Annotated in this window: 14 protein-coding genes; 2 read left to right on the forward strand and 12 right to left on the reverse strand. The window is 68.3% G+C overall.

Annotated features, from left to right (window positions below):
• Positions 1-6: 6 nt before the first annotated feature.
• The gene (locus QTH87_RS17485; protein ID WP_286610957.1) at positions 7-501 is read right to left on the reverse strand and encodes a polyhydroxyalkanoate granule-associated phasin; all 495 of its coding nucleotides are present in this window, start codon (positions 499-501) and stop codon (positions 7-9) included.
• A gap of 251 nt (positions 502-752) precedes the next feature.
• On the opposite strand from QTH87_RS17485, the gene QTH87_RS17490 reads away from it, so the two are divergent.
• The gene (locus QTH87_RS17490; protein ID WP_286610959.1) at positions 753-1,262 is read left to right on the forward strand and encodes an acyloxyacyl hydrolase; all 510 of its coding nucleotides are present in this window, start codon (positions 753-755) and stop codon (positions 1,260-1,262) included.
• On the opposite strand, the gene QTH87_RS17495 is transcribed toward QTH87_RS17490, so the two are convergent.
• From QTH87_RS17495 to QTH87_RS17510, 4 genes are all read right to left on the reverse strand, one after another.
• Complete coding sequence (locus QTH87_RS17495) at positions 1,204-1,905, reverse strand: DUF4130 domain-containing protein (protein ID WP_286610960.1); 702 nt, start codon at positions 1,903-1,905, stop codon at positions 1,204-1,206. The genes QTH87_RS17490 and QTH87_RS17495 overlap by 59 nt on opposite strands.
• A gap of 82 nt (positions 1,906-1,987) precedes the next feature.
• On the reverse strand, positions 1,988-2,962 hold the full coding sequence (locus tag QTH87_RS17500) for a lysylphosphatidylglycerol synthase domain-containing protein (protein WP_444812810.1): 975 nt from the start codon (positions 2,960-2,962) through the stop codon (positions 1,988-1,990).
• On the reverse strand, positions 2,962-4,224 hold the full coding sequence (gene clsB / locus QTH87_RS17505) for a cardiolipin synthase ClsB (protein ID WP_286610964.1): 1,263 nt from the start codon (positions 4,222-4,224) through the stop codon (positions 2,962-2,964). The genes QTH87_RS17500 and clsB overlap by 1 nt, the downstream gene beginning before the upstream one ends.
• Positions 4,221-4,949, reverse strand: coding sequence for an endonuclease/exonuclease/phosphatase family protein (locus QTH87_RS17510; RefSeq protein ID WP_286611210.1), 729 nt, complete (start codon positions 4,947-4,949; stop codon positions 4,221-4,223). Before QTH87_RS17510 ends, clsB begins: the two co-directional genes overlap by 4 nt.
• A 265-nt stretch (positions 4,950-5,214) precedes the next feature.
• Here QTH87_RS17510 and QTH87_RS17515 point away from each other — a divergent pair, with 265 nt between their 5' ends.
• Positions 5,215-5,655, forward strand: a complete 441-nt coding sequence (locus QTH87_RS17515) for a serine/threonine protein kinase (protein WP_286610966.1) — start codon at positions 5,215-5,217, stop codon at positions 5,653-5,655.
• 98 nt (positions 5,656-5,753) lie between these two features.
• Here QTH87_RS17515 and QTH87_RS17520 read toward each other — a convergent pair whose 3' ends face one another.
• The 7 genes from QTH87_RS17520 to QTH87_RS17550 form a co-directional block, all read right to left on the reverse strand.
• Positions 5,754-6,362 (reverse strand): Spy/CpxP family protein refolding chaperone, encoded by a 609-nt coding sequence (locus QTH87_RS17520; protein WP_286610968.1) that lies wholly within the window; start codon positions 6,360-6,362, stop codon positions 5,754-5,756.
• A gap of 125 nt (positions 6,363-6,487) precedes the next feature.
• Positions 6,488-7,390: a pirin family protein gene (locus QTH87_RS17525; protein WP_286610970.1), complete on the reverse strand. Its 903-nt coding sequence runs from the start codon at positions 7,388-7,390 to the stop codon at positions 6,488-6,490.
• A 61-nt stretch (positions 7,391-7,451) separates the two neighbouring features.
• On the reverse strand, positions 7,452-8,180 hold the full coding sequence (locus tag QTH87_RS17530) for an aspartate/glutamate racemase family protein (RefSeq protein WP_286610972.1): 729 nt from the start codon (positions 8,178-8,180) through the stop codon (positions 7,452-7,454).
• A gap of 12 nt (positions 8,181-8,192) precedes the next feature.
• Positions 8,193-9,086, reverse strand: a complete 894-nt coding sequence (locus tag QTH87_RS17535; protein WP_286610974.1) for an ABC transporter permease — start codon at positions 9,084-9,086, stop codon at positions 8,193-8,195.
• Position 9,087: 1 nt separating this feature from the next.
• Positions 9,088-10,005: an ABC transporter permease gene (locus tag QTH87_RS17540; protein ID WP_286610976.1), complete on the reverse strand. Its 918-nt coding sequence runs from the start codon at positions 10,003-10,005 to the stop codon at positions 9,088-9,090.
• A gap of 7 nt (positions 10,006-10,012) precedes the next feature.
• A complete protein-coding gene (locus QTH87_RS17545) occupies positions 10,013-11,284 on the reverse strand; it encodes an ABC transporter substrate-binding protein (RefSeq protein WP_286610978.1) in 1,272 nt (423 codons plus the stop codon).
• Positions 11,285-11,367: 83 nt separating this feature from the next.
• The gene (locus QTH87_RS17550) at positions 11,368-12,483 is read right to left on the reverse strand and encodes an ABC transporter ATP-binding protein (RefSeq protein ID WP_286610980.1); all 1,116 of its coding nucleotides are present in this window, start codon (positions 12,481-12,483) and stop codon (positions 11,368-11,370) included.
• Between the last annotated feature and the right edge of the window lie 16 nt (positions 12,484-12,499).

The raw sequence follows: 12,499 nt of genomic DNA on the forward strand, positions 1-12,499 counted from the left end.
CCGCCCTCAGGCCTGGGGCAGCGAGAGGCGGCGCGCGTTCGAGGTGGTCTTGGCGTGGATCGGCTTGAGGCCGCGCTGCATGATGCGTGCGCTCGCGCTCGAGAGCTGGCTCACGGCTGCGGCTGACCGCGTGGCCGCGCTGCCGAAGGCCTCGGCATGGCTCACGGCCTGCGCGGGCGTGGCGCTGGTCGCCATCGAGAACAGCGCCACGCCGCTGCCGAGCCAGTGCTTGACGGCGCGGTTCACGAGCGCGAACTGGGTGGTGTGGATCTGGTTGGCCATCGCGGCGCCGGATTCGCCGACGGCGGTGAGCTTCTCGTGGCTCATGAGCTGGAATTCCGCCATGTCGGCCTCGTTGGGCGCGAGCCCTGCCTTGGCCATGCGTTCGGTTCGCATCTGGATCACGGAGCCCGCCGACAGGAGCATCTCGTTGGTGGTCAGGGCCACGTCGACCCACAGCATGAGCGGGTTGAAGAAGCGCGGCGACGAGAAGCTGGGCATGGGAAGGAAGCCTTTGGCTGACGGATGTGGCGATGCTCACACTATAGACCTGCGCAGCGCTTTTTGTTGCAGTGCAGCATACCAATGTGGCGCCGTCCTACCTTTCGGTACGACGAACTGCCAACTTGGTCCGGTGTCGGAATTTGCGATGCTTCTTGCATCTCTTTTCAACACGGGCAAAACCAACAATGTCAATGCCGTTTTCATGCGTCCGGTCGCTGCTGTGCGTCGGCTGTCTGACGCTCCCACTGGTGGTATCCGCCGCGCCCGAAGACCGCGAGCCCGGCGTCTACATCGACCTCGGACAGGCACCCCACAGCAACGCGGACACCGATTCGCTGACGCTCGGCGTGGTGGTTCCCTGGACCCGGAGGCAGTCGGTCCAGGGCGGCGCGCTGTCGTTCTACTGGGATTTCTTCATCAGCCAGTGGCGCGCGCCGCGGCCCGACAACATGGACAAGCGCAGCTACACGCAGATCGGCGCCATCGCCAACTGGCGCTATCGCTTCAACCAGGGCGATTCGCCGTGGTTCGCCGAGGCCGGCGTCGGCGCGACGGTGATGGACAGCCTCTATCACACGCCCGACAGGGACTTCAGCACCACCTTCCAGTTCACCGAGGTGCTGGGCTTCGGTCGCAACTTCGGCAGCCAGGGCGAGCACGAGCTGTCGCTGCGCCTTCAGCACTTCTCGAATGCCGGCATCAAGAAGCCGAACCCGGGAGAGAACTTCGTTCGGGTGCGCTACCTCTATCGGTTCTGAGGGCCACACCGAAAGCGGCGCGGTAGCCCACGAGGCCGTCGCCGTCGGGCACGCCGGGGCCGAATTCGAGCAGCTGCCCATCCCACCGCACGCTGCGTTCGGGCGTGAGCAGCGCCCAGTGCATCGGCGACAGCCGGCGCAGGAAGAAGGGCGCCATGGCCTCGACGATGTGGTGCTCGGGGTCGAACCATGCGAGCTGAAATGCGTCCTCGTCGGCAGCGCTGCCGTCGACCGTGTCGAATTGCGCGAGGTTCTTCATCTTCTGCATGTCGCGACGCACGGCCTGCGCCAGGTGCAAGGCCTGCAGCCGGTCGGCGTCGAGCGGATTGCGCTGCAGGCCTGGCTCGTGCACCAGCCGCCACAGCAGCCGATAGAGCAAGGCGAAGCGTTGCGGCGCGCTGTGCAGCAGCACCGTCTCGCACAGCGTCATGAAGGATCGCGGCAGCAAGGGGTGCGGCGTGCCCGCGCGCTGTCCGCCCGCCGGACTCGCGGGGTCGCGCGAGAAGCGCTGCCTCGCGTGCCGGGCGTCCGCAAGCCATGAAACTTCGTCCGGTGCCACCAGCGCTGCGAGCAGCGCGCGCGCCTCGCGCCGAAACCCGATCGAATCGGTCTCTCCATCGAGGGTGACGATGTGCTGCGACATGCAGCCAACTTAGGCGGCGCGATCGGGGCAGGCTGTAGGCGCTCAGGCGCAAAACGCAGAGGCCTGCGCTGGCGCGCCCGACTCAGCGCTGCCGGCTGCGCAGCTCGGTCGCGACGTAGGCGATGGCGGCGATGGCGAGCGGCAGCAGGTAGTAGAGCGCCCGGTACGCGAGCAGCGCGCCCAGCAGCGTGCTCTCCGGCAGGCGATGGCCGAGCAGGGCCAGGAAGACGGCCTCGAGCACGCCGAGCCCGCCCGGCACATGCGTGATGACGCCGGCCACGGCCGCGACCAGCAAGACCGCGAGCACTTCGGTGTAGGGCAGCTGCTGCTGCAGCAGGCACCAGATCACGCCACCGATCACGGCCCAGTTGGTGGCCGACATCGCGAGCTGCAGCAGCGCCATGCGCAGCGAGGGCGTCTCGAGCGCCTGGCCGCGCAACTGCCAGGTGCGCCCGCGCGCCAGCGTGCACAGCACCAGGTAGGCGATGCCCGCGGCCAGCAGCGCGGCGCCCAGGATGCGCAGGCCGCCGCTGTCGATGCGCCAGTCGGGCGGCAGCGCCATCGGCCAGAAGCAGAACAGCGCACCGGCGAGCCACAGATAGCCGAGCCAGTTGGTCAGCATGCTGAAGCCCAGCACGCGCGTGATGGTCACGTTGTCGAGGCCGAGCTTCGAATACAGCCGATAGCGGAAGGCCACGCCGCCCACCAGCGAGCCGAGGTTGAGGTTGAAGGCGTAGCTGATGAAGGTCACGCGCATGACCACGCGCGTGCCGAGCCGATGGCCTGTCATGTGGCGGCCGAGCAGGTCGAAGGTGCTGTAGAGCAGCTGGCTGCCGGCTGCGAGCGCGGCGGCTGCCAGCAGTGCCGTGCGGGGAATCTCCTGCAGCGAGGCCAGCACCTCGTGCCAGTCGATGTTGCGCGCCTGCCGCACGATCAGCACCAGCACGAGCGCGAAGAACAGCCCGGCACCGATGCGCCGCGCGAGGACCCAGCCGCCGTTCGAGCGTGGCGGCCGCAGCGCTGCAGCCGCCTGGCCCGGCGCCGGCGGGCTGGCCATCATGCGGCGTCCGTTTGCGTGGCGCCGCCGCCCTGCGTTCGCGGCGCCTCGAGCGGCTTGAGCTTGGGCGCATGGCGCGGCAGCCAGCCGACCCAGGACGGATACCAGCGCAGGATGTGGAAGATGAAGAAGCTGCGCACCAGGCGCCAGCTGCTCCATTCGGCGAGATCCTCGGCCTCGATCCGCTTGCAGCTGTGCTGCATGAGGTGGTCGAGGCGTTCCGACAAGAGCGCGTTGAAGGCCTTGTCGCGCACGATCACGTTGGCCTCGAGGTTCAGCGACAGGCTCAGCGGGTCGAGGTTGCTCGAACCAACGGTGCTCCACTGGTCGTCCGCGAGCGCGACCTTGCCGTGCAGCGGTCGCTCGCAGTATTCGTAGATGCGCACACCCGCATGCAGCAGGTGGTGGTAGAGCATGCTGGCCGCCACCTTGACGATCGGCATGTCGGGCTCGCCCTGCAGGATCAGGCGCACGTCGACGCCGCGGCGCGCGGCGCGCCGCATCTCCTTGATGAGGCGGTAGCCGGGAAAGAAATAGGCGTTCGCGATCACGATGCGCTGGCGCGCGCTGCGAATCGCCGCCAGGTAGTGGCGCTCGATGTCGTTGGTGTGGCGGCGGTTGTCGCGCGTGATGAACTGCGCGGCGGCTTCGCCGGCCGGCGCGTTGGCATCCTCGGCCCTGGCCTTCAGGCGGCGCCGGAACCAGCTCGGCCCCTTGCCGCCGACCGCGATCGCGTGCAGCACGAAGCGGTGGATTTCCGACACGATTGGTCCCGCCAGCTCGACCGCATAGTCCTGCTTGGCCTTGGGACCGAAATCGGCCAGGTGATCGGCCGAATAGTTGATGCCGCCGACGAAGGCCAGCGTGCCGTCGACCACCACGATCTTGCGGTGCATGCGACGGAACACGTTCATTCGCTGGCCGAAGAAGCGCTTGCCCGGATCGAACACGCGCACCTTGACGCCGGCCCTGGTGAGCCCGGCCACGAACTCGGGCGACAGCGCAGGCGAGCCGAAGCCGTCGATCATGAGGTCGACCTTGACGCCCCGTCCGGCCGCTGCGCAGAGCGCCGCATGCAGGCCTTGGCCGACCTTGTCCTCGAACAGGATGAAGGTCTCGACCACCACCTCGCGCCGCGCCTCGCCGATGGCCTCGAACACGCGCGGGAAGAACTCCTCGCCGTTCTCGAGCAACTCGACCCGGTTGCCTTCGGTCCAGCGCCGGCCGATGCGCGAGACGTCGTTGCCGGTGGCGTCGCTCACAGCGCGATCTCCGCCACCAGCGGGGCATGGTCCGACAGGTGGGACCAGGGCTTGCGCGGCAGCACCACCGGCGAATGGACACCCGCATTGCGCACGTAGATGCGGTCCAGCGGCAGCAGCGGGAAGCGCGACGGGAAGGTGCGCGCCGCGCTGCCGGTGGCCTGCACGAAGACTTCGCGCAGGGCTGCACCCTGGGCCAGGATGTCGTGCGCCCGGCCGCGCCAGTCGTTGAAATCGCCGGCCACGATCAGCGCCGCATCGGCAGGCACCTCGTCGCGCACGATGTGGCAGAGCAGCTCGAGCTGCTGCAGCCGGTGTCCCTCGGCCAGGCCGAGATGGGCGCAGATCACGTGCACGTCCACCGGCCGCGCGGGCAGCCGCAGAACGCAATGCAGCAGGCCGCGCTTCTCGGGTCCGACGATCGAGATGTCGTGGTTGCGGTAGTGCACGATCGGAAACTTGGACAGCACCGCATTGCCATGGTGACCCTTGGGATACACGGCGTTGCGTCCGTAGGCGAACTGCGGCCACATGGTGTCGGCCAGGAATTCGTAGTGCGGTGCCTCGGGCCAGTTGTCGACCCGGCGGGAATGCCGCGAATGCGTGCCGAGCACCTCCTGCAGAAAGACCACGTCGGCGCCCACGGTACGAACCGCGTCGCGGAGCTCGGGCAGGATGAACTTGCGGTTGAGCGCCGTGAAGCCCTTGTGGGTGTTCACGGTCATGACCTTGAGCGAGGTCGGCGCGGTGGCAGCGGCGGCTGCCGCGTGGTTTTCGGGCTTCACATCGCTGTTGTAAGGCGCGTGCCGATGCGGCGCTGTAGGAACGCGCCACCTCCTGCCGTGGACTATGCGTGACGGGGGCCGGCTCCTACAGGCAAGGCGGCCTGACCCCCACAGATGCGGCTTCGATGCGCTCCTACGGTGCATTCAGGGCTCGACGCAGGGCCCACCTTTCTTTTCAAACTTTCCAACGAGACAGGAGCCAAGCATGAAGCAAGCACAACATCGATTCGCCACCGCCGCGATCCTCGCCGGCCTGATGGGTGTCGGCGGTATCGCCGTGGCGCAGACGGCGCCCGTGGTGCCGGCACAGCCGGACCCAGCGGTCGCCGGCCAGGCCAGCACCAAGACGCCTGCGGGCGTGGCCAATCCGACGCAGCGGCCGGACGGCAGCATGCCGGCCTCGCGCGATGCCGTGAAGTCGGAGGCGCGCATCCACAACCGCAGCAACGCGACCAACAACGTGCCCAAGGGCGAGGCGACCACGACCGTGAATCACCAGCCCAATGCGATCCCGGCGCCTATGGGCGAGAGGACGCGGACCGAGGTGAGCCAGACCGGACGCAAGGTCAAGCCGCAATTCGGCAACAAGGGCGAGCGCCCTGAAGTACCAACCAACCCGACCGACAAGACCGGCACGCCGCAGTAGTTGTGGATGGTGCCGCCGCTGCAAGGCGGTAGGCGGCAAGCAAGAAAGCCCCCGGTGCCTGATGCATCGGGGGCTTTTGCGCATGGGCCTCGGGCTTGTCAGCTCTTGGCAGCGGGCGGCCGCGGGTGGTGATGCCCGCCCGGGCCCCCGCGATGGCCGGGACCGCCGTGGCCGCCCGGGCCGAAGCGCGGCATGGCCTCGGCATCGAAGGTCTTCTGCTGCTCGGGCGACAGCGCCGCATAAAGGCTGCGCGTCGCGTCGGCGCGCTTGTTCATCGCGGCATTGCGCTCGGCCTGGCGGGCCTGCATGCGGTCCAGGCGCTGCGGCGTGGTGAGCTTCGCGAACTCGGCGCGGTCAACGCTTGGCTGGCCCGCCGCAGGACGCGGCGGCGGCTGCAGCGCGGCCGTGAAGCTGTTCCATGCGCTTTCCTGCGCCGGTGCCAGCTTGAGCTTGTCCTTGAGCTGGGCCAGGTGCTGGGCGCGGCGTTGCTGCATGCGTTCCATGCGCTGGGCGGGATCGACATGCTTGCGCTCGGCATGGCGGCGTTCGGCGCCCGGCGCCGCTGCAGCGGGTGTTGCGGGCCTGGCGTCGGCGGCCGGGGCCGTCGTCGGTGCGGTCAGCGGCGCCTGCGCGAAGGCGCCGGAGCAGGCGAAGGTGGCCGAGGCCAGCAGACCGGCCCAGAGAAGGCTTTTGCGGGACGATTTCATGACAGTGCTTCCTTTCGAAGAAGCCTGCCGCCGATGGGCAGCAGGTGAAGGGAAGTGTGGGCGCGCCATGTAACGCGGGCGTGAGCCGCGGATGAGCTTCGGTAAAGAACGGTGAACGGCGGCGCTCAGCCCAGCTTGCCGTTCTGGAAGTCGTGCACCGCCTGCGTGACCTGCTCGCGCGTGTTCATGACAAAGGGTCCGTACTGCGCGATCGGTTCGCGCAGCGGCTTGCCCGCGATCAGCAGCGCGCGCGCCGGGCTGTGGTTGGAGGCCGGCGCGCGCAGCAGCACGCCGTCGCTACCGGGCTCGTTGGCGAGGATCGCCATGCGCTTGGTGGGGATCTCGGCGCTGCCGATGTAGAGCGACTCGCGGAACACGTAGACCAGCGCATTGCGGTCGTCGGCCAGCGGCTGCGCGAACTCGGCACCGGGCGGCAGCGTGAGGTCGAGGTAGAGCGGCTCGGTGTGCGCGCGCTGCACCGCGCCCTCGACCCCGTGGCTGGCGCCCGCGATGACGCGCACCTGCACGCCGGCCGGTGTCACGAACTCGGGGATCTCCGCGCTCTGGATGTCGCGGTACCAGGGCTCGCGCATCTTGTCGCTGGCCGGCAGGTTGAGCCAGAGCTGGAAGCCCTCCATGAGGCCTTCCTCCTGTTCGGGCAGCTCGCTGTGCACCAGGCCTCGGCCTGCGGTCATCCATTGCACGCCGCCGTTCGACAGCAGCCCTTCGTGGCCGGCGCTGTCGCGGTGCCGCATGCGCCCGGAGATCATGTAGGTGACGGTCTCGAAGCCGCGGTGCGGATGGCTGGGAAAGCCGCCGATGTAGTCGCCCGGGTTGTCGCTGCCGAAGGCGTCGAGCATGAGGTAGGGATCGAGCCGCTGCTGCAGTGGTTGGTGCAGCACGCGCGTGAGCCGTACGCCGTCGCCGTCGCTGGTCGAGACGCCGGCGACGATCTGCTCGATGCCGCGCGGCTGCGCGATGGCGGCCGGCGTCACCGCGTGGCTGGGATGGGCATGGGGAGTGTTCATGGCCTGGACCTTTGCGTGGGGGCTGCGGTCGGCCATGTTGGCACGGTTGGGGCTTGCGTGCTCAGCCCAGTGCCTCGAGCTCCCAGGAGACGCTCTGCCAGGCCACGCCGAAGCCGACGGACGGCGCGGCCGCGCCCTGCGCGGCGCAGCCCAGTGCCCATTCGCCACCCGCGCTCACGCTGTCGACGAGTGGCACCGGCACCGAGGGCGCGATGTCGGCCGCCATGCCCGCGAGGCCGGCGCCGCCGAGGATCACGGCATCGGCGCCGAAGCGAAGCGCGGCTTCGCGGCAGGCCTCGGCCAGCAGCAGCCGGGCGCCGGCCGGGTCCTGCGCGAGCTGGGCACCCGTGGGCGCGACCGTGTGCGCGCCCGCCAGCGATTCGCCGTAGCCCAGCGAGACCGCGAGCCGCTCCAGCATGGGCCGCCAGCGCTCGCCGCCGGTCACGATCGCGAAGCGGCCGTGCCGCGCGGCGGCGATGAAGGCGGCTTCTGCCAGCCCGCCGACCGGCACGCCGGCACCATCGCGCAGGGCGAACAGGCCCGGGTCGCCGAAGCAGCCGATCAGCACCGCGTCGGGACGCTCGCCGTGCGCGTGGGCCGCGGCCCACGCATCGAGCACGGCATGCTGCGCCACGGCGTAGGTGGCTTCACTCGAGATGTAGGGAGCGCCGAAGCGCGCCGTCACCGTGTGCACCGTCATCGCGCCGCCGAGCTGCGCCTGCAGGTGCTGCTGCAGCAGGGCGCTGACCGAGGCCGATGTGTTCGGGTTGACGACCAGGAGCCGAGTCATCGAGACGCCTCGTCACGCCTTTCGGCGCGTCGAGCGCCGGCGCAGCAGGGCGGCCGAACCGAGCGCAAGCGCCATCACCGCGAACGACACGACGGTGGTCACCGTGCCGAGCGCGTAGATCGACGGCGTGGTCACGGTCGAGGTCAGGGCCTGGAGTTCGAGCGGCAGCGTGTTGACATCGCCGATGGCCTGCGAGGTGCGCGCGATCTCGTCCCAGCTCAGCGTGAAGCCGAACATGCCGATCCCCACCACCGAGGGTCCGATCAGCGGCAGCACCACGTGCACGAAGCTCTGCCATGGCGTCGCCCCGAGGTCGCGCGCCGCTTCCTCGTAGGCCGGGTTGAAGCGGTTGAAGACCGCGAACATGATCAGGAGCCCGAAGGGCAGCGTCCATGTCAGGTGGGCGCCGAGCGCCGAGGTCAGCAGGCCCAGCGCCGTGCCGTAGCTCTCGAGCGTGCCATCGGCGCCGATGGCACCCAGCGCGCCCTTGATGCCGCTGTCGAGCAGGCGGAACTGCAGCCCGATGCCCAGCGAGATGATGATCGACGGCATGATCAGGCTGGCCACCGTGACGAAGAACAGCGCGTCGCCGCCCTTCAGGCGCTTGCGGAACGCCAGGCCCGCGAGCACCGACAGCACCACCGTGAAGATCATCACCACCGCCCCCAGCATCAGAGAGCGCATGAACGCGGCGCCGATGTCGACCGTGCCCAGGCCTTCGGCGAGCTTGCGGAACCAGTGCAGCGAGACGCCGCGCAGCGGGAAGGTCAGGCCGCCTTCGGGGCCCTGGAAGCTCAGCACGAAGATCGTCACCATCGGGCCGTAGAGGAAGACCACGAACAGCGCGAAGACCAGTGCCAGTGGCCAGAAGCCCGCGCTGCGCTGTTCACCGATTCTTTGGCTCACCCTAGAGCTCCTTGCGGATGTCGACCAGCCGCGTGAGACCCCAGATGATCATCAGCACCACGGCCAGCAGGATCATCGCGTTGGCCGCCGCGAGCGGGAACTGCAGGTACGAGGTCTGGACCTGGATGATCTTGCCGATCGAGGCGATCTGCTGGCCGCCCATCACGCCGATGGTGACGAAGTCGCCCATCACGATCGTGATGACGAAGATCGACCCGATCAGGATGCCGGTGCGCGACAGCGGCACGATCACGTTCCACAGCGTCTGCCAACCGGTGGCGCCGGAATCGTTGGCGGCCTCGAGCAGCGAGCGGTCGATGCGCATCATCGAGTTGAAGATCGGCACGATCATGAACATCGTGTACAGGTGCACGAAGGCCAGCACCACCGAGAAGTCCGAGAACAGCAGCCATTCGACCGGAGAGTCGATCAGGCCGACGCCCATCAGCCCCTGGTTCACCAGCCCGTTGCGGCCCAGGAGCGGCACCCACGAGATCATGCGGATCACGTTGGAGGTCCAGAACGGCACCGTGCACAGCACGAAGAGCAATGTCTGCATGCCCGGCGAACGCACGTGGAAGGCCAGGAAATAGGCCACCGAGAAGCCGAGCAGCAGCGTGATGCCCCACACCAGCAGGCAAAACTTGAGCGTGCTGATGTAGGTCGACAAGGTGACGCAGAAGTCGCCGTTGTCCGTGAGATGCGAGCAGCCTTCGAAGATGCTGAGGTAGTTGCGCGCCGAGATCGCGGGGATCAGCTCGTATTCGTTGAAGTTCCACAGGCTGACCATCGCGATCAGCGCCAGCGGGATCAGGAAGAAGAGCAGGAACACCAGCCCGAAGGGCGCGGCCTGCCACCACGCCTTGACGGCGTGGACCGGCGTGCTGCTGGCGTGGCTGGTGGTCGTCGGCGCGCTCATCCCGATGTCAGGCCGCGACGAACTCGTTCCACTTCCTCACCATGTACTCGTTCTCGTCCATCACCGCGTTCCAGCAGGCGATGCCGCCCATGCGTTCCTCGTAGCTGCCGCCGTCGCGCACCGCACCGGCCTTGGCGATGACGTCGCCCTGCGGGCTCTTGATGTCCTGCGTGGCGGGCTTGCCTTCCATCCAGTAGGCCCACTCGTAGGGTTCCATCTTGGCCTTGGCGGTCTCCAGCACGGCGCTGTAGTAGCCCTGGCGGTTCAGGTAGGCGCCGGCCCAGCCGTCGAGGAACCAGTTGATGAACTCGTAGGCGCCGTCGAGCTTCTTGCCCGACAGCGTGGCCGGCAGGCCGAAGCCCGACGCCCAGGCGCGATAGCCTTCCTTGAGCGGCTGGAAGGTGCAGGCGATGCCCTTGCTGCGCACCGCGGTCACGGCCGGCGACCACATCGACTGGATCACGACCTCGCCCGAGGACATCAGGTTGACCGATTCGTTGAAGTCCTTCCACAGCGCGCGGAACTGGCCGGCCTTCTTGGCTTCGATCAGGGTCTTGATCGTCAGGTCGATCTCGGCCTTGGTCATGTTGCCCTTGTCGGCGTACTTGTGGATGCCCTTGGCCTCCACCACCATCGCCGCGTCCATGATGCCGATCGAGGGGATGTTGAGGATCGCGGCCTTGCCCTTGAACTCGGGGTTCAGCAGCTCGGCCCAGGAGCCGATCGGCCGCTTGATGAGGTCGGGGCGGATGCCCAGGGTGTCGGCGTTGTAGGTGGTCGGGATCAGCGACATGAACTGCGTCGGCGTCTTCGAGAACACCTTGCTCTTCTCGCCTTCGAGGAAGATCACCTTGATCGGCGCCGTGCCCTGGTCGCCGATCTTCTTGCCCGCCACTTCGCCCTTGGTGAAGACGCTCGTGATCTTGTCGGCGTTCTTCACGCGCTTGGTGTCGATGCCCTTCAGGTTGCCCGTGGGCACGATCTTCTTGAGCGAGAAGTACTCGGTGTCGATCAGGTCGAAGCTGTTCGGCGCGGTCACGGCGCGCTTGGTGACGTCGTCGGTGGTCACCGCCACGTACTGGATCTCGATGCCGGTGTCGGCCTTGAACTTCTCGGCGATCGCCTTGTCCTGGTTGACCGCCGTGCCCAGGTAGCGCAGCACGATCTTCTCCTGCGCGTGGATGGCCGGGAACATGCCGGTCGCGAGGATGCCCGCGGTGCCTTGCAGCAGCGCGCGGCGCTGCACGCCGGTCGATGGGGTTTCGGTTTTTTTGGACATGGGTGGTCTCCTGGGAGGCAGGTGGTGGTGGTGGTTGAAGGGGGAAGAGGAGGAGAAGCGGGCCTGCGTGCCTCGGCGGCGGTTCAAGCCGCCATCACGGCCAGCGCCGCCATCGGCTCGTGCCGGTGCGCGGGCGTGCCGCCGCTGCTGCCGGCCGCAGGGCGCACGGCACCCGGGCCGAGCTTGCGCACGTCGGCCTCGGCCCACGAGACGCGCACGCTCTCGCCGACCGCGTAGTTGCGGTTGGCGAATTCCTTTTCCGACAGCAGCACCGAGATGCCGCTGAACTCGGGTCGCACGCCGGTCAGGCGCAGGCCGAGCAGCACGTAGGTGCCCTGGTATTCGACGTCGGTTACGTGCGCCGGCAGGCCGCTGTCGCCGCCCTCGGTGCTGGCGGGCGCGATCCGCGTGTGGTCGTTGCGCACCGCGATCTTGCCGCCGGCCAGCTCGAAGACGTTGTGGCCGCCCATGAAGCGCGCGACGAATTCGCTCGAGGGATGGTTGTAGACCTCGTGCGGCGAGCCGACCTGCTCGATCAGGCCGTTGTTCATGACCACCATCGTGTCGGCCAGCGCCATCGCCTCCTCCTGCGAGTGCGTGACGTGGATGAAGGTCAGGCCGAGTTCCTTCTGCCAGCGGCGCAGCTCGGCGCGCATCTGGATGCGCAGGAAGGGGTCGAGCGCGGACAGCGGCTCGTCGAGCAGCAGCACGCGCGGCTCGGTGATCAGTGCGCGGGCCAGTGCCACGCGCTGCTGCTGCCCGCCCGACAGCTCGCCGGGCTTGCGCTCCGCCAGGTGGCCCATGGCCACGCGCTCGAGCAGGTTGCCGGCGCGCTTGTGGCGCTCGCTCTTCGAGACGCCCTTCATCTTGAGGCTGAAGCCGACGTTGTCGAGCGCCGACAGGTGCGGGAACAGCGCGAAGCTCTGGAACATCATCGCGGTGCCGCGCGCCGCCGCCGGCAGGTTCGTGATGTTGCGGTTGTCGAGCAGGATGTCGCCGCCCGAGGCCGATTCGTGGCCCGCCACCATGCGCAGCGTGGTGCTCTTGCCGCAGCCCGAGGGCCCTAGCAGGCAGCAGTAGCTGCCGCTGGCGATGCGCAGGTCGATCTGGTCGACCGCTGGCGGCGTGCCGGCAGCGTAGCGCTTGCTCAGCGCGACGATTTCAACAGCGGCGGGCGGCGGGGTGGTGACGGCATCCATTGGGGAGGCCATCGCA

Source organism: Variovorax jilinensis, assembly GCF_030316885.1.
GTDB lineage: Bacteria > Pseudomonadota > Gammaproteobacteria > Burkholderiales > Burkholderiaceae_C > Variovorax > Variovorax jilinensis.

Bases quoted from the DNA above. Each gene is read 5' to 3' on its own strand.
- QTH87_RS17485 (WP_286610957.1), bottom strand. From the start codon at position 501: ATGCCCAGCTTCTCGTCGCCGCGCTTCTTCAACCCGCTCATGCTGTGG.
- QTH87_RS17495 (WP_286610960.1), bottom strand. From the start codon at position 1,905: ATGTCGCAGCACATCGTCACCCTCGATGGAGAGACCGATTCGATCGGG.
- QTH87_RS17500 (WP_444812810.1), bottom strand. From the start codon at position 2,962: ATGGCCAGCCCGCCGGCGCCGGGCCAGGCGGCTGCAGCGCTGCGGCCG.
- QTH87_RS17510 (WP_286611210.1), bottom strand. From the start codon at position 4,949: ATGACCGTGAACACCCACAAGGGCTTCACGGCGCTCAACCGCAAGTTC.
- QTH87_RS17515 (WP_286610966.1), top strand. From the start codon at position 5,215: ATGAAGCAAGCACAACATCGATTCGCCACCGCCGCGATCCTCGCCGGC.
- QTH87_RS17520 (WP_286610968.1), bottom strand. From the start codon at position 6,362: ATGAAATCGTCCCGCAAAAGCCTTCTCTGGGCCGGTCTGCTGGCCTCG.
- QTH87_RS17525 (WP_286610970.1), bottom strand. From the start codon at position 7,390: ATGAACACTCCCCATGCCCATCCCAGCCACGCGGTGACGCCGGCCGCC.
- QTH87_RS17530 (WP_286610972.1), bottom strand. From the start codon at position 8,180: ATGACTCGGCTCCTGGTCGTCAACCCGAACACATCGGCCTCGGTCAGC.
- QTH87_RS17540 (WP_286610976.1), bottom strand. From the start codon at position 10,005: ATGAGCGCGCCGACGACCACCAGCCACGCCAGCAGCACGCCGGTCCAC.
- QTH87_RS17545 (WP_286610978.1), bottom strand. From the start codon at position 11,284: ATGTCCAAAAAAACCGAAACCCCATCGACCGGCGTGCAGCGCCGCGCG.
- QTH87_RS17550 (WP_286610980.1), bottom strand. From the start codon at position 12,483: ATGGATGCCGTCACCACCCCGCCGCCCGCCGCTGTTGAAATCGTCGCG.